A 20893-nucleotide genomic window follows, 5' to 3' on the forward strand; every position below is an offset into this window, starting at 1 on the left:
ATATTATAGGTTTTTATTCATATAATTATAATTTGAATACTCCTCAAAAAAAATCAGCTTTAAAATTAGAATTGCTACTTGTAAATGATAGAAAAATATTTATTGATAGTATTGAGGGAATGGATGTTAGTGTTTTGATAAATATAGTCAAAATACTACAGAGTGAACTTAATTTTGAAATCATTAAGAAGAATAAATTTAATAATAGATTTTGGTACTCCAAAAAATAAAAATATAATATTATGAGTGCTTCATACATACCTAAAGACGTATATGCTATTTGTACATTTCAAACAGATGCAGAACCCAGACAATTTGTTGATACAAGAGATGCTCCAACTGTATTTTATGGAACAGATACAACGAGACCATTGCTTACCGTTGCAGATAAAAATATAAGAGATAAAGAATTTCCCTGTAAAAGCCCTAAAAATGCAATGTGGGGATTTATTTGTTTTGGTGCAGGACTTATTGTGGGCGCGCTTTTAATTTTGTCAGGTCCTGTTGGCTGGGCTGCATTGACTGTTGGAGCTGGAGTACTCTTGTGCGCAGGAGCAGCTGTTTATCATGGTACAAAAATAAATCACTTATGTACAGGATCTCTAGAGAAAGGAAATTGGAAAATCGAACATGAAAAAGTAACATTTGACGAGCAAAAAGCCATTACTCAAAATTCTATATTAGTGTGTGATGCAGGAGGGCTTTTAAGTCCAATTTTTAGTTATGCAATAGCAAAAAAATATGCTGAACAAATTAAATCCAATAATAATACAGAAATAGGATTGAATGCTTTTGCTTCTTTCTTTGGAGGAGCTGGAATTGTTATTGCTGGAGTAGAAATGGGAATAGCAAAAACTTTACTATGGATGGGAGGAACTATGTTGGCAATGAATGAAGGAACTTATTGGGAAAGAGAAATGATCAGAAATAATTCTCTGGAAGACAATATTCATTATCAGGATATGAATGAAAGGGTTGATGAAAATAGCAGAATGCCTGGGTATCTTAAAGATCCTCTTAATGCCACACCAGGTGATCTGGCTAGTCCAGATATTTTAGAGCTTGATGAAAAGGGAGATATAAAGAGCCAAGATGGAAAGAGACCAATCTTTTTCAGCGGTAAGTGGTATGTTCAGGATTGGCAGAAAAATCTCATAGAAATAAAACAGGGTACTGCACTATCTAAGGATTTATCTGCACTTGAAGGCGTAAATTCACGGGAAGTATGGAAAACACAGGAGGGGAAAGTGATCGTAGAGAATATTCGAAATGGAAAATATTCCGAATCACTTGTACAAACAGCGAAAGACGGATTAGGTAGAGTCCGTCCTAGAAATCTTCCTAATTTAGCAAAAGAGTTACCGGCTCTAAAAATGCAAAACATTAAAAACATAGGAAAACTTGGTGTAAAAGGAGGTGGGTTCATTGGATTCTTTTTCCCGTTTATTGCAACTGGTTTTTCAGAAGACTCACGAAAAGCGTTAGCCAATGCAATGGCAGAAGATGCTGGAAATGGTATCAACATAATTTCAAACAACTAAAATACGATACACTTTATAAAATTAATGAGAATCATTTAAATATAGACATGGCTAATACTGGTGATTATTAATCTTGCGAATTAGATTACAGACCGCCCTACTATAATGTGAGGAATGTTTCAGTGAGATGTGTAGAGAAAGCAAAAGTATTTACAGCTTACGTTAATCAAGATTAATTACATAACCCCAACAAAGTATGGAACAAAAAAATCTGGTTCCCAGTTGTTGTAAAGGTATAGCTAAAGCTCAAACATCACTATGTCAAAGTACTACAGTTGTATGAAAAATTTAGTATTCACATTAATTTTTATTTTTCCTTTAATCGTTACAGCTATTTTTATTACAAGAATTATCAAAGTCGATTCAAAATTAGAGTTGGTTAAAGAAAATCCAGTTCTACAAGGAAATCTCAAAAAAAGATTAACCATAGATAAGCATGCCAGTATCGGATGTGATATTAAATTTGAAGATGGTGATAACTCGACATATGATATGGAGAAATTTAAGTCTGAAACCGAAGAAACAATCACTGAAGAAAGTATCGGGCTGGGTGCAGATGCTATCGAAGAAGGCAGTGAGATGTATAGTATTACACAGCATAATCAGGCGGTAACACGTGAGATGACGCAATACAGCACCGATGCCATTAATGCGGGGATTGCAGGCGATGCTTCAAGGCAGGCAAGCCGGGAACTGGCAGCAGATATTGCATCCCGCTCATTCAGAGATTACGGTTGGAAGAATGCATTGAAAGGTGTAGGACTTGGTCTGGGAGGAGCGGTTGTGGGCTTTGCTTTAGAGCAATCCGTGAATGTTTATGAGAATAGTTTGCAAGATGAAAGTATATTAAAACAGGGTAATTTAGATAAATCTGATTCAAATAACCATATTGGAGTTATCGCTACAACAAAATAAATATTATGAAAAAAGTGGGCTATGTAACAGGTTTATTAGTTGGTATACCTCTATTTATTTTAATTTTGAATTTCTTTTTTTTTAGAGGAAATAATCCTACAGAATCAGAAATTAAAAACTTTATTCGTGAAAGTAAAATTGACACAATAAATCTAAATAAAGCAGTAGAGCCCCAAAGTAATCAATATATTATTGGGTTAAGCAGAAGAGGTCAGCCATCAGCTTTTTTGTATAGCTATTTAATTTATAATAATAAATCATCCAAGTATTTTAATTTAATGATATTTAAAGGCTTTGATAAAAATTCTGAAAAAAGATGGGGGATTTTAGGATATAATGATAAAGGCGATAATATCACTGTTATGATCAATCAGGAACAATTAGAAAATCCAAAATATGGCACCAAAGATAATCCAATACCTGTTTTTCCAATAAATATAATTTTACCAAAAAATACTTCATCGTGGGAATCCCGTGGATACGACAGTGATCCATTCCATGTTTCAGCTGAATTAAATTACATTTTTGTAGAGCAATACTTAAAATTCTTTATGCCAAAAGAAGAATTCAAAAATATGTTCAAAGAATAGTTTTGAATGAGAAACAGATAAAAGTTAATAGCAACCGCATTTATGAAAGAAGAGGTTAAAAATAATTATCAGTTTGTTACCCAGTTTTATTTAAGACAAATTGAATTCTAAGGAATAAATGAATGTCCAGAAAAAAGAAAATTATACTCCATAATGTCTACATGCATCACGCTGCAAAGGGTACGCTGCTTGCGGTACCTTGTATGGTTCTGTTTGCATTTTTATATTACCTTTTTCTGGGAGATAATTTCAAGCTTGGTTTTGTGATGATTTTCACCGGATTGTGTTCTGGTACAATCGTGTTTATTATTAAGAAAAGCTCAAAAGATATTTTAATATGGTTTAGTGAGCAGTATATGTTTATTGAAATCGATGGAAAACAACAAAAGTATCTGAAAAATGATATATCTGGTTTTTATAGCTACGATTATCAGACACAAACAACTTTACTGAAGAAATCATTAATAAAGATCAAATTTAAATTTAAAAATGGAAAAATAATTTACCTGAATGATTCCGAATACCGTAATAAATATGATGACGAAAAAGGAAGGATACTAAACAATTTGATTCAAACTGCACAATCTGAATTAGGTTTTAAAAAAATAAAAAGTATTGGAATGTCAAATATGTATTGGTATTCAAAACCAAAATAAAAATTCACTATGAGCGCTTCGTACATACCAAAAAATGTTTATGCTATCTGTACTTTCCAGACAGATGCAGAACCAAGGAAATTAATTCCCACCAGAGCAACAATAACTGTTTCCATTGCCTTCAGTTATATTAATAATCAAATTTTTGGATCTAAAATATACAACCAATCAAACCCAATTAACTATTTTTTGCCTTTGCATAATATTTGGCTTTTTAATTATTGTAATGAAAAGTACCATGCAAAAAATAAATATTGTAAAAGTATACAAATAGGCATTTTATAAAATATAAAAACGGTAAGAGATTCATATTATCAAATGATGTAAATTATAACATTTATAATCACAATTCGAGAAAAGCTTTTATATTAAGAATTTCAGATGGAAAAGAAACAAAATTTCTATCATCTCCAGACATGGATTTAAAATTTGAAGTTGAATTTTTTTTAAGGATTTTACAAAAAAAAACACCAAAGATCTTGGAGCATTAGCATTTCCCATAATCATGTGTATCGTATATTTTATTATCAGAATAATCTTTGCATTATTTATTCCTAAATTTTAGATTATGGCAGTTTCATATATTCCACAGGATAAAGTTTTTGCAATCTGCACTTATCAGATGAGTTCAGCTCCACAGAAATTTTCTTTCAACCGGAAAGAGGCGGATCAAAATCAAAATATCTCTTTTTAAATCTTCAAACATTTTCCAGACAATCCCATTTTCTTATATTTGTTCATTATTCAAGATATGGACGCAACACAGGACAAAAGGCTTTTTCTCATCGATGCTTATGCAATGATTTACAGAGGGTATCATGCAATGACAAAAAATCAGAGATACACTTCTTCAGGAATGGAAACTACAGCTATTTTTGGTTTTATGAACTCTCTTATCGAGTTGATTAGAAAAGAAAAACCCACTCACTTAGCAGTTATTTTTGATGTTGGAGAGGCAAGTATCCGGACTAATGATTATGCTGATTATAAAGCGAATCGAAGTGATACGCCTGAAGCTATTACATTGGCAATTCCATATATACATCGAATTTTGGAAGCTATGCATGTTCCAAGTTTAGGAATTGCGGGTTATGAAGCTGATGATGTTATTGGTACAATTGCATGCAAAGCAGAGAAGCAAAATTATACAAGTTATATTGTAAGTGGAGACAAAGATTTTGCACAGTTAGTTACTGATAAAATTAAGCTTTACCGACCTGGTTTTAGAGGTGGTGAAGTTAGTATTTTAGGTGTAGAAGAAGTAAAAGCTAGATATGGTGTCGAAAATCCGAAACAGGTGATAGACTATCTGGCGATGATGGGAGACGCGTCTGATAACATTCCCGGTTTGCAAGGTGTAGGAGAAAAAACAGCCATGAAATTTCTTCAGGAATATGGAAGCATAGAAAACCTTTTAGCAAATACACATCAGTTAAAAGGTAAAATCAAAGAAAAAATAGAAGCCTCAGCCGAGCGTGGAATTTTATCTAAAAAATTGGCAACAATCATTTGTGACGCACCCGTGGAATTTCATCAGGAACAGTATGATCTTGAAACGCCTGATTTTGAAAAAGTAAAAGAAATTTTTGACGAAATTGAATTCAGAAGACTGTACGAAAATCTGTACAGAGCATTCGCACCGGCCGAAACAGTTACTGTAAAAACCACAACGGTTGAGAAAGATGGGGTAATTATCAGCGAAACCGAAGTTTCAACTTCGGAAACGCCTCAGCAGAAGGTTGCGAGAAATGTCGGACAGCTCGATCTTTTTGCCAGCTTCGAAGAACTCGATCAGGCAACTTCTACCAAAGAAACCATTATAGAAAACGATCATCTGTATCAGTTTGTTGATAATCCGAAGGCTCAGAAAATATTAGTTCAGAATCTTTTAAATCAGAGAGCAGTCTGTTTTGATACGGAAACCAATTCTTTGAATGAGCTGGAAGCCGAACTGGTAGGAATGAGTTTCTCTTACAAAAAAGGCTTGGCGTACTATGTTCCGCTTTCAGCAGATCAGGGTGAAGTTTTGCAGACGCTTGAGATTTTCAGGCCGTTTTTTGAAAAGGAAGATTTAATTAAAATTGCACACAACTTAAAATACGATTACAAAGTTCTGAAACAGTACAACATGACCGTAAAAGGTGCCATGTTTGACACGATGATTGCGCATTATCTTCTCAATCCTGACGGAAGACACGGTATGGATTATCTTTCAGAAGTATATTTAAATTATAAACCGGTTTCCATTGAAACTATTATCGGTAAGAAGGGAAAAAATCAGGGAAGTTTCAGAGATGCTGATTTGAGAACACAGACCGATTATGCGGCAGAAGATGCTGATGTAACTTTCCAGTTGTATGAACTGTTTGCGCCACAGTTAAAGAAAGAAAATCTCGAAGATCTTTTCTACAACATCGAAATGCCTTTGATGGAAGTGTTGGCTAAAATGGAACTCGAAGGAATCTCTTTAGATGAAAAATGGCTGGCTCAGGAAAGCATCGACCTTGAAAATGATTTAAGACAGTTAGAATCAAAAATATTTGAAATTTCCGGCGAAGAATTTAATATGAACTCTCCGCGACAGTTGGGAGAAGTTCTGTTTGAAAAAATGCAGCTCGACCCCAAAGCAAAAAAGACAAAGACCGGACAATACGCTACATCGGAAGATATTCTTCAGAAATTATCTTCCAAGCATGAGATCATCCAGCATATTTTAGAATACCGAACGTATCAGAAATTAAAATCAACTTACGTGGATGCATTGCCTTCGCAGATTGATAAAGATGATAAGCGTGTGCATACCAATTTCTCGCAAACTACGGCTGCAACAGGTCGTTTGGCAAGTGTAAACCCGAATTTACAGAATATTCCGATCCGTACTTTGAGAGGTCAGCAAATCCGTGGAGCGTTTGTTTCAGGTGAAGGAAAGAAAATTATCTCTGCCGATTATTCTCAGATTGAATTGCGTCTGATCGCTGAAATTTCAGGTGAAGACAATATGATCAAAGCGTTTCAGGATGGTGAAGACATTCATGCTTCTACGGCTGCAAAGCTGTTTAATATTCCCTTGGAACAAGTTTCAAAAACACAGCGTGGACAGGCAAAAACGGTCAACTTCGGAATTCTATACGGTCAGGGCGCTTTTGCTTTGGCCGAACAGACCGGATTATCAAGATCGGAAGCAAAGCAGATGATCGAGGCCTATTACGAAACCTATCCAAAATTAAAAGCTTACATGGCTTCGCAGGTACAGATTGCCCGTGATCAGGGTTATGTAGAAACAATTTTAGGAAGAAAACGTCATTTAAAAGACATCAATTCTGGTAACTTTGTAGTTCGCGCTCATGCTGAGAGAAATGCCGTGAATGCTCCTATTCAGGGAAGTGCCGCCGATGTTGTAAAAATGGCTATGATTAAAATTCAGAAAGAATTGGAAAAAGAAAAATTGAAGACAAAAATGCTTCTTCAGGTACATGACGAACTTATTTTTGAAGCTCCGGTTGATGAGGTAGAAGTTGCTACGCATATCATTAAAACTGAAATGGAAAATGCGATTGAAACGCAGGTTCCGCTATTGGTTGAGGTTGGAGTAGGGAAGAACTGGCTGGAAGCGCATTAAATTTAATCGCTGAAAAATTGAAAACTAAAACCGCATATTTTCTGATTTTTCTGCTTATTGCAGCAGTGATTTTTGGGGCATTTTATTTCAATGCTGATAAAAAAACACAGCAAGAGAAAGTTGTTTTAGCTCCGAAAGCAAAAGATTCTGTAAAAGCAGAAAAAGATTCTGTGGCGGTTTTTTCAAAGTTCGTCAAAGATTTTAATTCACACAAAGCTAAAAATTTAGATCAATACATAAATTCGAAACTGGGGATGATGATGTACTATCACGACGGCCCATATCCAATCATCAGTTTAAAGTCAAGTGTTGAAAATGAAATAGATTGGTTGGACAGTGAAATTTTTGAAAACATAACGTTTCATCAATTTCCGAATTATATAGGAGATTTTAAGTTTGCAGATACCGGTTTTTTTGTTAACGAAAATAAGGGTGCTTTCTCTTTGAAAGATTTTGATAATTCTTACACATCGCATCCAGACTCATTTTTTAAAGAAAACAGTCAGCTGGAGACTTTATGTAATTTCAAAGCAACCGGAATTTCAAAAGACCAGAAAAAGACTTTTGATTTTTACTTTGGATTAGAAAAAAATAAACTCACCCTGTTAGCATTACAAGTAGAGACTGTAGATGATATTCTGTTTGCCAATCCTGACAACGATTTTATTCCTTTTCAAAATAAAAATGAAATCGAAAATTACCTGAAAAGTCATAGAATATTTATTGATCAACAACAAAATGCTTCCATCAATTTTGATACAAAAGAGATAACGTATTACGATTATCCCAAGGACAATCCATTTATATTTGAATATTACGAAATCGGAAACATCGAAGAAAACTCATCAATAATAAAATCAGCTGAGATTATTTTTTATGCCGATAGACATGAAAAAGACAGCAGATTTATTACCTACTTTTCAAATAAGGGAAGATTTTTGGTATATCCGATGGGCGTGAGACCTCCCTATTTTTATGAATCTGTGAAAAAGTAAAATTTTTGTATCGATTGAATTTTTTATAAAAGATATTTCAAATCTTAATACTCAATCTCAACACCACCCAAATAAACCAGAGAAAATTCATCATTCTCCACAGAAACAGGCTTTGGAATTTGTCCCTGGCTTACAAAAACAAGAGAGTTGATGTCAAATTTAAGATTCATTTCATTGATTCTGTTATACAGAACCGGAAGCCACTGTTCTGCGAAAGAATATTCAGAAAAATGCTGAATGCTCTGTTCAAAACCGTATTCCATTAAATCCTGATCAAACCAAATCGTCTCCTGCGATTCTGCAAATTTGGAAATGTAGTTTTCATCAGATTCTTCTTCGATGTAATAATTCTCATCTTCTTCTACAAACTGAAAAAAATCGTCTTCTGTTCTGAAATTTCCTACCCAAAAATCTAAAATCTGTGTATTCATGCCTTATTTTTTGAAGCGTCAAAGGTAAGATTAATAGTTTTTATATTAAAAGTTTTTCGTGCGTTTACAACGTCAGTTCAAGTAGATTTTGAAAAAATCATCTCGAGAACTTTTTGATTATTGTGATTGCTGTGTAAGTATATTGAGTACATATCTCACATGTCGTCGACACATTTTTTACGTTTCATTACGAAACACATTCGAACTTTCGGACACAATTCAAATTAAAATTAAATTCTAAACCTATAACTAAACCTTCAAAACACCTCTAAAAGCTCTCGCTGCATAATACGAATTGGCTCCGTTGTGATACACAAAAACGGTGTTATAACGGCGGTCACAGAATAATGCTCCACCCAGGGCTCTTACTTCTTTTGGAGTTTTAATCCAGCTTGATGTTTTTAAGTCAAATTCTCCTAAGGTCTGCAGAAACCTGTACTGGGTTTCATCCAAAATCTCTACTCCGATTTCTGATGCGTAAGTCAAGACGTCGTTTTGTGGCTTGTTTTCTTTTCGCGAATCTAAAGCTTCACGGTCGTAGCAAAAACTTCTTCGGTTTTTTGGGCTTTCTGCCGAACAGTCAAAAAATACGTATTCATCAGATTTTTTATCATAATCTACCACATCCGGTTCACCGCCGGAAATTTCCATTTCATTTAAAGACCAAAGTTTTTGCGGATTTGATTTCAATTTTTCTTCAATTTCAGACCATTCCATTTTTGCATGGCGTTGGGTGTGTTTCTCAAAACGCTGATGTAGAATGTCAAGAAGTTCTGTAGTTTCTCTTTCTGATAATTGTTTTTTTGATGCCATGGTAATGTGTTTTTTTTAAGTTAAAATTAAGGGAAGTAGATCAGTCTGTCATCAGCCAGATCATATTCGTATATTTTATCATCTTCCGGGTCGATATAAAGCCACTGTACTGTATTGATATGATGTTCAAACTCTGTATAAATTCCTAACACGTAATACTGCTTTTCTTCTCTCTCGCGTTTTTCAACCGAATAGGCCAGATCATCCTTTTTTTTAATGATTGATTTGATTATATTTTTATTAGAATTCGCAATGTAGTACTCCGCCAATTGGTACAGATGGTCGAGATAGCTATCTGACAGTTGATCTTCTTTAGAAAAATGGTATTTTATTTCTTTTCCGTACTCGCTCCTGAACTTTGAAACACTTCCATCTTTAATTTTTTTTGCTGAGACAATCCACTGTGCATTTTGTGGAGTTTCACCGTCTCCTGCAATAAAAATAGAATCATATTTCCATGTAATCGCGATAAGGTCACCTCGCAGCAAACTGCGGTCGTTGTTGTTATCGTTAATAAAGTCGATTTCTTCTTTTCCTTTTTTACCGTTCAGTTGAGAGTAATCAAAGTTATCATTGTAAGAAATAAACTCAACGGTGTCATTTTTTACAGAATCTCTTTTGACTGTATTCTGCTTAAATTCTTTTTTTTCAAGCTCTCTCGTTTTCTGATCTTTGGTTTCCGTCTGTGAGCATGAGCAACAGATGATCAGGAGTAGAAAAGCAACAGCATCTTTCATTTTTTTGAGTTTGGAGACTTAAAAATAACAAAATTTAAATGAATGAAACAGCAATGTGCCGTACAGAACTTCTTGATTTTTGCCATTTACGTTACACGTTTTTCACTTTCACTGAAGGAAATTGTTTTTTCTAAACGTGAAATTCGTGTTTTCTCCTGCTTCGCGCTCATTATCCAGTGAATCATCACTTTTTTATAAGAGGGCGCCTGCTTTTCGAAAAATTCCCAGGCTTTTTTATTTTTTTTAAACTGTTTTTCGTAATCAGATATCAGATAAGAAGGCTCTTTTTCATGAGAATAAATCCCAGATTTATCTTCTTTTCTAAGTTTGAAAGCCTGAAGACCTTCTGTTCTCATTAAACCTGCTTCTGTAAGCATCTCAATTTTTTTTATGTTCACAACACTCCAGATACTGTCAGCTTTTCTCGGTGTAAAACGGATGCTGTAGCTTTCTTCATCAATCGATTTTCTCACCCCGTCAATCCACCCAAAACATAAGGCCTGATCAACAGATTCCGACCAGGTCATCGAAGGTTTTTTGGTTCCCACTTTGTAGAAACCCACAATGAGTTCCGTTTTTTTCTGGTGGTTTTCTTCCAGCCATTTGCGGAAGTCCTGATAATTTGGGAAGAAGGTTGCTGTCATTTCACAGGATATTTTATCGCCTTGTTTCTTTCAATAGGGTTGTTGTATCTTCTGATGTAGTTTTGCTCGTCTTTCATAAGTGGAATCAGATCGTTTGCGTCAGTATACCTCACTCCGTTGTAATCAAAGCTGGAACTAGTTCCTGTTCTCAGTTTCTCTCTCATTCTATGCATCGGATCATTATAATATTCCATTTGTTTTTTCACAAATGTTTTTTCAGCAACAAGAAGTGGGCTGTTTCCGTACCGCACTTCCAGTATATTGGACGTGTCGTAGGTCTGAGCTAATTTTTTGCTTTTCATTAAATTGAAAACGTATTGCTGTTGACTGTCTTCGAGCGTAACAATTAAACCCGGCAAACCTTTAAATTTATAAGGTCCTTCCGAAAAAGGAATTTCTTTGGTAAACCAGGCGGTCCACTTTCTTCCACCGAAATTGGTTGTTGCTTTTTGAACGGTAAAATTACCGTCTTTTTTTGTTTCTTCAGACAGTTTCCAATGGATGACATCTTCAGTAGCATAGCTGTACAGTTGAAAATCGATGGTTCTGAAATTAATATTTTCATTGGAGTTTTTCTTTCTCGTCACAGGGATATGTTTCGTCCAATTAAGACCTTCACTCTGATTCGCTTTATTGATTGAGTCTTTTTCAAGAAATACGTAATCGTAGTATTTGGTGTTTTCGGGGTTAATGTCCAAAACCATGTAGCTTTTCAGGGGTTCAATTTGTGTAGAATCCTGTTTGAATTTTAATTCGTAAAAATAACGGTGGGTCTGCGCATGTGTAAATCCAATGACGAAAAATAGGAGGAAATAGGTCAGTTTCATTATTTAAAATTAATAAACAACTAAGATAATAAAATCCCTTTAAATGATTTAAAAATGAGTGAATTGAGAAGAAGAATTTAACTTGAGATGTAAGATTAAAAATAAATCAACATCATAGATTTAATATAAACAATTGTGGTAGCTTTTATTTTTTGAATCCTTACATTTGTAAGGCATTCGATTTGAAAAGAATGAAAATGAATTTAAATATGACTGACAGAAGATATAAGGAAACGATTCATACCGACGATCACAACTACGAATACATCACCGTCACTCACGACGAAAATAAGGTCAGAATTTACACCCTCAAAAACGGATTGAAAGTTTTTTTGGCGCAGAATTTTGATGCACCCAGAATTCAGACTTTTATTCCTGTAAGAACAGGAAGCAATAATGATCCTGCTGATAATACCGGATTGGCACACTATCTTGAACACATGATGTTCAAAGGAACCTCGAAAATTGGAACTCAGGATTGGGCAAAAGAGAAAGTACTGCTTGATCAGATTTCAGATTTATACGAAGACCATAAAGCCGAGCAAAATCCTGAAAAGAAAAAAGAGATTTACAAAAAGATAGATGAGATTTCTCAGGAAGCAAGCCAGTTTGCGATTGCCAATGAATATGATAAAATTATCTCATCTCTTGGCGCAAGCGGAACCAACGCGCACACATGGTTTGATGAAACGGTTTATAAAAACAATATTCCCAATAACGAACTTGAAAAGTGGCTGAAGGTTGAGAAAGAACGATTTTCAGAAATGGTTTTAAGACTTTTTCATACTGAGTTAGAATCGGTTTATGAGGAGTTCAACCGGGCACAGGACAACGACTCCCGCCTGGTGAACGATTCGCTGATGGAAGCACTTTTTCCAACCCATCCGAACGGACAGCAAACCACATTAGGGAAGCCTGAACATCTCAAAAATCCTTCGATGAAGGCGATTCATAAATATTTTGACGAATATTATGTTCCCAACAATTACGCAATGGTGTTGGTCGGAGATTTGGATTTTGAAGAGACTATACAGCTGGTCGATCAGTATTTTGGTTCGATTCCGTATAAAGAGTTACCAAAAAAAGAAGCAATTGTTGAACAGCCGATGACGGAAATTGTTGAGCTCACAGTTTACAGTCCTACAACGCCGAGAATTCAACTGGCCTGGAGAACGGATAGTTATGGTTCTAAAGAAGCAATGCTGGCCGATGTTGTTGCCAATATTTTAAGCAATAGAGGAGAAGCTGGTTTGCTAGATCTGCATATTAATCAGACACAAAAAATGCTTTGGGCTCAGGCATATTCTTTAGGTTTAAAAAATTACGGTTTCTTTTCAATGGTTGCTGTTCCGAAAGAAAATCAGACTTTATCGGAAGCCAGAGAAATGATACTTCAGCAGATTGAATTGGTAAAAAAAGGAGATTTTCCGGACTGGATGCTTCCCGCCATCATCAATGATTTTAAACTTCAGAGAATGAAAGCCCTGGAAACTGCCGGAGGCCTGGCCAATAATCTTTACGATACCTACATCAAAGGCAGAACCTGGGAACAGGAACTGAACGAGATGGATGAATACGCGGAAATTACCAGAGAAGAAGTGATTGCATTTGCGAATGATTTCTTTAAAGATAATTATGTGGTCATCAACAAAGAGAAAGGTGTAAATGATAAATTATTGAGAGTTGACAATCCTGGGATTACGGCCATCAAAATAAACCGTGATGCACAGTCTGAATTCTTAAAGGAAATCGTCAGTGAAAAAACAGCAGACATTCAGCCTGAATTTATCGATTACCAAAAAGAGATCACGACTGATGTTGTGAAAGACAAAAAAATCAGTTTTGTTAAAAATAAATATAACGAAATTGCGCAGGTTCATTTTATTTTTCCATTTGGAAGTGATAACGACCGTGAACTTGGAATTTCTACTCAGATTTTACAGTATCTGGGAACAGAAAAACTGTCACCCGAAGATTTGAAGAAGGAGTTTTTTAAAATCGGAATAACAAATGATTTTAAAACAACTTCCGACCAGCTGCACATCTCACTTAGCGGACTGGAAGAAAATATGAAGCAGGGAATTGAACTGCTTCAACACTGGATGAAAAACGTGCAGCCCGATCAGGAAATTTACAATCAGTTTGTAGAAACGATTCTGGAAAACCGTGAAGCAGGTAAGAAAGATAAAAACCGTATTATGACTGCTTTGACGAATTATACAAAGTTGGGTAAAGGTTCAAGGTTTTTAGATTTCCTTTCCAAAGACGAGCTTCAGAATGCGAAAGTTGAAGAATTTACAGACAGAATCAGAAACATTTTTAAATTCCAGTATCAGATATTTTTTTACGGAAAAGATTTTGAGAAATTTAAACAGGAAATAGAAAGCTTTATTGAAACACAGAGCAGAAGTATTCCTGATGCAAAGAAATATCCCGAGCCGGAAACTGTTGGAAATGTCTATTTTACCAACTACGATATGGTGCAGATGGAAATGAGCAAAATAGGAAAAGGACACCATGTGAACACGGAAAATTTTGGTAAAATCAATGTGTTTAACGAATATTTCGGGCGTGGTTTGTCGTCAATTGTTTTTCAGGAGATTCGTGAAAGCAAGAGTTTGGCGTATTCGGCTTATGTATCATACTCTCCAAGTGCAGAAGTTGGTCATCCCGATTATATTTCAACATATGTAGGAACACAGCCGGATAAACTGCAGATTGCCGTCGATACGATGACCGAACTGATGGATGAACTTCCGGAGGTGACCACTCAGTTTGAAAATGCTAAAAATGCAGCTTTGAAACAGATTGCATCAACAAGAATTACAAGAACCAATATATTTTTTAATACATTGAGACTGCAGAAATTAGGGATCACGCACGATTTCAGAAAAGACATTTACAGTCAGATTGAAAGCTTAAAATTTGATGAAATCAAACAGTTTTATCAGACTGAGATTAAACCGATTCAGTTCAATACCGCCATTATAGGGAAAAAAGAAAACCTGAATCTGGAAGCGGTAGAGCAGATGGGAAGTTTTAAAGAACTTGATCTGGAAGAGATCTTTGGATATTAAAGATCATTTTAACTATAGAAAAAAAGCGGGCGAAATCTTAGATTTCGCCCGCTTTTTTTCTGTAACATCATTTACTGTAATCACTGCTGACACCAAATGTATCTTCTGAGAAATCTGCAAGTAATAAGGCAATGCAATATACCTGTTAAATCTAAGTCATCAGGCAGTCACCGTCACCATCCTGAAACGCCGGTTCGAAATTTTCAGGGAGATGGTCTAAGAGGTTTTGATGAAACATATATCTCCGTTCAATATTACGCTGATGGATGTCTGGAAAAGCGAGATGTGTTTTTATCTTTTGATTGAGATCATTCTGATAACTCGTCATCACCTTTACTTTATTTGCTACGATAAAATAGCTTAGAAGATCTATAAACTGCGTCAAATCTGAGTTGGTATATAGATACGGAATTTTTAAATGACCATCTCTCAGTAGCAACAGGGCGCAGGTGATCAGATTATTATTTTCACAATATACTTTCACCCAAAAGTACTTGAAATTTTTAGAATGACTTGAAAACAGATACTTTTTGTTTACCGTATCACCTTTCAAAATCCAAGGGTTTTCCATTGCCCAGAGGATTTCTTCCGCAGTTCGGTTTGTTTTAAATTTTGAAATAAAATCTGCACTTTCCTTGTCAATTTTAGCAATAATTTCAAACGGAAAGCTCGGCTGTTTTACAAAACTGTTTTTAATGGAAATAAAAAAATTGGCGACAGAATCTGCAATTTTGAAAACCGGCTGAAAGGGTTTTGTATTTTTCTTTTTTGCTGGAATAATGGTCTCAAAATCTGTTTTGAAATAATATCTCTTCCCCAGTTTGGGTTCAATATATTTAAAAACTCCGAGTTTGTTGTATAAACTTTCGGCTTCCTTCGTAAATTCGGTTATCGCAATATTTCCCTGATACTCTTCAAACGCTCGATTCAGCAAGGTTTGTGCAATTCTTTTTCCCCGGAATTGATCACTGACAAACAGAGTGCTCAGCCATGCAAAACTTAATACTTTACCATCAACGATAAAAGAATCAGGAAGACAACCTAAATATCCCGCCAAATGACCGTCCTCAAATGCCAGAAAAAGTAAGGTCTGATCATCATTTGCTTTTGGATTTTTAATGTGCGACTGAGCGCGGTGTCTCGTAATTGGAAGAAAATCATAGCTCTCAAATTCTCCAGACGATATAAAATCTTCAAGCTGCTTTTTATTTAGGGTTTTTAAATGAATCATTTCCTGATGATGGTATTTTTATTGAGAAGCTTTTTGAATTTAAAGTAAGCTATTTCTTTTCTTAAAGTTTGAGAAGCGCTTTCTCCGGTTTCCATGGGGATCCGCTGAAGATTTTTATTAAAGCTGTCTGTTTTTATTCCTGCACATCCAAAACTGTACGAAAGTGGTTCTATTTTAAATAAACCTTCAAAAAAATCTTTTTTCACTCCAAAATCGGTAAAGGGAAATGCAAAACTGTCATCCAAAAACTTGTTTTCTTTAATGTAATTTAAACTTTTTACAGTGTTTCGAATCTGATCCTCAAGCGACATTTCACAATACAGAGGATGATCCCAACTGTGGGCGGAAATCCCGAAACCTTTTGTGGTAAGTTCTTTAAGCTGATCAGAATCCAGATAAGGTTTTTGTTCTTTTAAATATTTACCAAAATCAATCTCCAGTTTTTCTGCAATTTGATTCAGCTTGCTTTTATTTTGGTAGTTAATTTTCAGAACTTTCTCAAGAGAAATTCCTGTATTCTTAGTAGTTGACTTTTTAATGGAATCTACAATTAAACTGGTTTTGCAGCGGAACATTAAATCTTTATTATCGATAAATGCAGGATTGACAAAGTTGATGGCGTAAATTCCTTTACGTTCTAAAATCGGTGCCACAATATCGTAAAACTCTCTGAAACCATCATCAAAAGTGAGCAGTGCAATTTTCTTTTTTGCTTTAAAATTTCCTCTGAAGTAGTCTTTAAATTCTTCCCAGTTTACAAACTGAAAATATTTCGAAAAAAAGTCTAGATCATTTTCAAACTGCTTTACATTTTTGTAGTTGATTATATGATTGAGATGGGGAAGATTTTCATCCGAAACACAGTGATAAACAGGCAAACAGTAATCTAAGGGAAAAGATTTTTCAATATTTTCCTTTTCAAAAACGGCTAAAAAATCGATCACTTTACTTTTCATGAAAATAAAAAAGAATCCATTTAAATAACTCAGGAAATGAGATTTAAACAGATTCTTATTAAGTTTTTTATGGATATTTATTTTACAATTTTCATCTCATCGATCAGCCATTTAGAGTCGGCAAATTTATCGATGATGAAAAGGATATATTTTGTGTCAACCATAATGTTTCTGCTGAATCTTGGGTCGTAATTGATGTCGCTCATCGTACCTTCCCACTGTCTGTCGAAGTTTAGTCCGACAAGATTTCCCTGCGCATCCAAAGCAGGACTTCCGGAATTTCCACCCGTGGTATGGTTGGTTGCCGTAAATCCTACAGGAACGTCACCGGTTTTATCTTTGTAGTTTCCAAAGTCTTTTTTGTCATAAAGATCAATCAGTTTTTTAGGAACATCAAATTCATAATCTCCGGGAACATATTTTTCCATAACTCCGGCTAAATGCGTCTGATAATCGTACGTTACCGCATCTTTCGGTGATGATCCTTTTACTTTTCCGTAGGTTACACGAAGCGTAGAATTGGCATCCGGAAAGAATTTTCTGTCTTTATCTGTAGACATCTGCTGCGCCATGTATTTCTTCTGTAAAGCATCAATTTTTGTCTGCAATGAAGTAAATTGTGGATCGGCATTTTTCATATAAGTATCTTTCATACTCATGAAAAGCTGGTATACAGGATCTTTCTTAATCGTTTTAATCAGTTTATCCTGATTAGAGAATGCTTTGTCAATATCAACATTTAAAGAAGCTCCGTTTACTGCAGATCTTCCGCTGATTACTGAGTTTTTAGAAATTTCTTCAATCGCAGTGATATTTTGAGCTTCATTTTTATACTTGTCGAAGCCAACAGGCAAAAATTGTGGAGCTGTTTTGTTTGCATACAGAGCCAAAAGTTTCGCAGTGACTTTAGCATCCAGCTCGGCGCTGTAGTCTTTGTAGAATGACGTAAGTCTGCTTTTGAAAGCTGCAGTTCCTTTCTCATCCATTCTTCCTGCTTCTACCGCAGTGATATAGTTAGAGAAAAGGTTGGCAAGTGACAGAGTTTCCGCATTTCTTACAACTTCAGAATAATATGCGTTGTTTAAAGCAAACGGTGCCTGCTGAGCGTACAAATTATTAAGTTCTGTAATTGTGTTTTTGATCTCCGGATTTTTTGCAGATAAGGTATTCTCGTAATTTACTTTTTTCTGTACAGCATTTGATTTTTTCAAACCCTCAACTTCACCAATCCACTTTTTCCAGTAGTTGGCGACAGAAGCAAATTTTGATGCATATTTAATACGTGTTGCATCATCAGTACGCATTTTTTCGTCTAAAGTTTTCAGAGCCACATCACGTACAGCAATTCTTGCCGGATCAATCTCTGTCATAATCTTCTCTACGGCAATAGCTGGAAGGTATTCTGTAGTTCTCCCCGGAAAACCGTACACAAAGGTGAAATCATTTTCCGCTTTATCTTTTATAGAAACCGGAAGATAATGTTTGGGAGTATACGGAATATTGTCTTTAGAATATTCTGCAGGCTTGTTGTTTTTGTCGGCGTAAATTCTGAACATTGAAAAATCTCCCGTGTGTCTCGGCCATACCCAGTTGTCGGTGTCACTTCCGAATTTACCGATGCTTTGCGGCGGTGCACCAACCAGACGAACGTCTTTGTAGGTTTCTATTACATAAGCATAAAATTTATTTCCGTAGTACATCGATTTTACAGAAATCGACTGGTACGGTTCTGTTTTCTGAGAGTTTTTGTAAATCTCAATATTGTTGGCGATCTTTTTTGAAAGTTCGGGCTCCTGAAGTTTGTCTGTATTTTCAAGGATCTGAGTGGTAACTTCTTTGATATCAACGATGAAATCAACGGTCACTCCCGGATTTGGAAGTTCGGTTCCCATATTTTTTGCCCAGAATCCGTTTGATAAAAGATCATTCTGAACGGTAGAATGTGCCTGAATCTGACCATAACCACAGTGGTGATTGGTTAAAAGCAAGCCTTTTGGCGAAATAATCTCAGCAGTACATCCACCGTTGAACTGCACTACCGCATCTTTTATACTGGGTTTTTGTGTGTTGAAGATATCTTTGGCAGAGATTTTCATTCCAAGGTCTTTCATTTCCTTTTCATTCAATTCTGTGGGAATCCACATTCCGCCATATTGCTGAGCAATTCCCAGTGAAAAACTGAAGAACGCCGCGGCAATAAAAATATTACGTTTTATCATTACAAAAAAATTTTGTCTAAAATACGGATTTAATTTTCTACAGAAAAAGAAAACCCTTTCGAAATTTTCATTCTGAAAGGGTTTGGGAATTTATATCTTTAGATTAGCAATCTTGCTCAGTGTACAAATAAGATCTCATCATTTGTGTTCCTTAAGCATCAGCAAAATTATATAATATTCTAATGTCAAAAAATGAATCTAGGTTAAGAAATCTGCTTTCGGATACGGCTCAGTGCCTGTGGAGTAATCCCCAGATAGGATGCAATATATTTTAAAGGAATCTGCAGAATGTACTCCGGATAAGATTTCAGTAAATTCAAATACCTTTCTTCGGCATTGTGCGATACGAGGGAGATTTCCCTTTGCGCCTTTTTTAAATAAAGCTGCTCTGCTGAAATCCGGCCGATGTAGTTTCCAAATTTTGTGTTTTCGTACAGATCCTGAACATCGCTGTGATGAATTCTGTAAACCACAGTGTTCTGTAATGCCTGAACATTGTACTCGCAAGGATTTCTTGTAATGAAAGAATCGTAGGCGCTGTAAAACATATTTTTGGCAATAAAAGAAAATGTAACCTCTTTGGATGGTTCTGTGGGATGGGTTTTGTGTATGAAAAACCGAATTATGCCTTCAGCAATAAAATACAGGTAGTTTTCTGTTTCTCCGCAGTTTAAAATAATTTCTTTTTTACGAATTGCTATCTTCTCAAATTTTACCGTCAGGCGTTGAGCGTCTTCAATAGAAATTCCGAGTTTGGTTATGTAAAAATGCAATAAATTCTCCATAAAAATATGGATGCAAATTTAAAGAATTACGTCTGATTATCAATGTTCTTTCGATGTTTTTAAATCTAGCTTAATGGAATTAGAGGTTAAATTTCAGAAAATTATATTAATATTTACCTTTTTAGAATTCGTAGGCAAAAACTCTTTCATCATTGCGAAGCTGCTGAATAAACAGATTATGATTGGTGTGCTTTCCCGTCAGGATCCATGTAGTTGTGATATTTTCCTGACTGAATTTCTGTCTCACCACAAAAAATTTTAGATGATACTTTTCTAATTCACTTTCAAAATATTTCACATCTTCAAAATTATTGAGTACAATTTTATATTCTCTGATTTTGTGATTGTTGTCGATAAAATTCTGCAAATAGGTGAGGGAGCTCAGAATGAGAAGCACCAAAAAGGTTCCCAGCAATGATAAATAAACATATCCTGAGCCCACGGCCATCCCGATGGATGCAGTTGCCCAAATTGTAGTTGCTGTAGTAATTCCATCAATTTTATTATCACCTTTAAAAATTACGCCGGCGCCTAAAAAACCGATTCCTGTAATAATATTTGCTGCCAGACGGTCGGGATCTTTTACTCCAATTTTAATGGAAAGAATAGTGAAAAGACACGAGCCGAAACACACGAGAATGAATGTTCGTAAGCCTGCAGATTTGTTTCTGTATTCTCTTTCAGCCCCGATGAAAAGGCCGAGAATAACAGAGATGAAAATAAGCAGCAGCTCGTTCTGTACAGAATGGTCTTTTAGAAAATCCATTATATTTGATTTACTTAAAATTACAATATTCTTTTTTAAATAGTGTTACTAAGGCTGAAATAAAAAGACTGCCCAAAAAAAAGTCTTGATT

19 protein-coding genes are annotated in these 20893 nt (G+C 35.2%); 9 read left to right on the plus strand and 10 right to left on the minus strand.

The features are described 5' to 3' along the window. The 8 genes from OMO38_RS18675 to OMO38_RS18710 all read left to right on the plus strand — a co-directional run. Positions 1-230: hypothetical protein (locus OMO38_RS18675; RefSeq protein ID WP_264751691.1), on the plus strand; the 230-nt coding region annotated here is incomplete at its 5' end. A 12-nt stretch (positions 231-242) separates the two neighbouring features. Further along, the gene (locus tag OMO38_RS18680; RefSeq protein WP_264751692.1) at positions 243-1541 is read left to right on the plus strand and encodes a hypothetical protein; all 1299 of its coding nucleotides are present in this window, start codon (positions 243-245) and stop codon (positions 1539-1541) included. 279 nt (positions 1542-1820) lie between these two features. After that, positions 1821-2456: a hypothetical protein gene (locus OMO38_RS18685; protein WP_264751693.1), complete on the plus strand. Its 636-nt coding sequence runs from the start codon at positions 1821-1823 to the stop codon at positions 2454-2456. A 5-nt stretch (positions 2457-2461) separates the two neighbouring features. Beyond that, positions 2462-3046: a hypothetical protein gene (locus OMO38_RS18690; protein WP_264751694.1), complete on the plus strand. Its 585-nt coding sequence runs from the start codon at positions 2462-2464 to the stop codon at positions 3044-3046. Positions 3047-3168: 122 nt separating this feature from the next. Then, complete coding sequence (locus tag OMO38_RS18695) at positions 3169-3702, plus strand: hypothetical protein (protein WP_264751695.1); 534 nt, start codon at positions 3169-3171, stop codon at positions 3700-3702. A 568-nt stretch (positions 3703-4270) separates the two neighbouring features. Continuing rightward, positions 4271-4396: a hypothetical protein gene (locus OMO38_RS18700; protein ID WP_264751696.1), complete on the plus strand. Its 126-nt coding sequence runs from the start codon at positions 4271-4273 to the stop codon at positions 4394-4396. A 57-nt stretch (positions 4397-4453) separates the two neighbouring features. After that, complete coding sequence (gene polA, locus OMO38_RS18705) at positions 4454-7321, plus strand: DNA polymerase I (protein ID WP_264751697.1); 2868 nt, start codon at positions 4454-4456, stop codon at positions 7319-7321. A 17-nt stretch (positions 7322-7338) separates the two neighbouring features. Beyond that, entirely contained in the window at positions 7339-8316 is a 978-nt protein-coding gene (locus tag OMO38_RS18710) for a hypothetical protein (RefSeq protein ID WP_264751698.1), read from the plus strand. Positions 8317-8360: 44 nt separating this feature from the next. Here the strand turns inward: OMO38_RS18710 and OMO38_RS18715 are convergent, their stop codons facing one another. From OMO38_RS18715 to OMO38_RS18735, 5 genes are all read right to left on the minus strand, one after another. Then, positions 8361-8747 carry an immunity 22 family protein gene (locus OMO38_RS18715; RefSeq protein WP_264751699.1) on the minus strand — a complete coding sequence of 129 codons (387 nt, stop codon included), beginning with the start codon at positions 8745-8747 and terminating at the stop codon, positions 8361-8363. A 249-nt stretch (positions 8748-8996) separates the two neighbouring features. Continuing rightward, complete coding sequence (locus OMO38_RS18720; RefSeq protein ID WP_264751700.1) at positions 8997-9560, minus strand: DUF4256 domain-containing protein; 564 nt, start codon at positions 9558-9560, stop codon at positions 8997-8999. A gap of 26 nt (positions 9561-9586) precedes the next feature. Next, positions 9587-10297 carry a hypothetical protein gene (locus tag OMO38_RS18725; protein WP_264751701.1) on the minus strand — a complete coding sequence of 237 codons (711 nt, stop codon included), beginning with the start codon at positions 10295-10297 and terminating at the stop codon, positions 9587-9589. Between the two features lie 86 nt (positions 10298-10383). Beyond that, entirely contained in the window at positions 10384-10941 is a 558-nt protein-coding gene (locus tag OMO38_RS18730) for a YdeI/OmpD-associated family protein (protein ID WP_264751702.1), read from the minus strand. Next, positions 10938-11768, minus strand: coding sequence for a GLPGLI family protein (locus OMO38_RS18735; RefSeq protein ID WP_264751703.1), 831 nt, complete (start codon positions 11766-11768; stop codon positions 10938-10940). The genes OMO38_RS18730 and OMO38_RS18735 overlap by 4 nt, the downstream gene beginning before the upstream one ends. A gap of 197 nt (positions 11769-11965) precedes the next feature. Here OMO38_RS18735 and OMO38_RS18740 point away from each other — a divergent pair, with 197 nt between their 5' ends. Continuing rightward, complete coding sequence (locus OMO38_RS18740; RefSeq protein ID WP_264751704.1) at positions 11966-14845, plus strand: M16 family metallopeptidase; 2880 nt, start codon at positions 11966-11968, stop codon at positions 14843-14845. A 151-nt stretch (positions 14846-14996) separates the two neighbouring features. Here the strand turns inward: OMO38_RS18740 and OMO38_RS18745 are convergent, their stop codons facing one another. From OMO38_RS18745 to OMO38_RS18765, 5 genes are all read right to left on the minus strand, one after another. After that, the gene (locus tag OMO38_RS18745) at positions 14997-16076 is read right to left on the minus strand and encodes a GNAT family N-acetyltransferase (RefSeq protein WP_264751705.1); all 1080 of its coding nucleotides are present in this window, start codon (positions 16074-16076) and stop codon (positions 14997-14999) included. Then, positions 16073-17032, minus strand: a complete 960-nt coding sequence (locus OMO38_RS18750) for a polysaccharide deacetylase family protein (RefSeq protein WP_264751706.1) — start codon at positions 17030-17032, stop codon at positions 16073-16075. Before OMO38_RS18750 ends, OMO38_RS18745 begins: the two co-directional genes overlap by 4 nt. A 77-nt stretch (positions 17033-17109) precedes the next feature. Then, entirely contained in the window at positions 17110-19251 is a 2142-nt protein-coding gene (locus OMO38_RS18755) for a S46 family peptidase (RefSeq protein ID WP_264751707.1), read from the minus strand. A gap of 203 nt (positions 19252-19454) precedes the next feature. Further along, a complete protein-coding gene (locus OMO38_RS18760; protein WP_264751708.1) occupies positions 19455-20036 on the minus strand; it encodes a Crp/Fnr family transcriptional regulator in 582 nt (193 codons plus the stop codon). A gap of 121 nt (positions 20037-20157) precedes the next feature. Continuing rightward, on the minus strand, positions 20158-20802 hold the full coding sequence (locus OMO38_RS18765) for an MgtC/SapB family protein (RefSeq protein ID WP_264751709.1): 645 nt from the start codon (positions 20800-20802) through the stop codon (positions 20158-20160). Positions 20803-20893 lie beyond the last annotated feature (91 nt).

Source organism: Chryseobacterium kimseyorum, assembly GCF_025971945.1.
Classification (GTDB): Bacteria; Bacteroidota; Bacteroidia; order Flavobacteriales; family Weeksellaceae; genus Chryseobacterium; species Chryseobacterium kimseyorum.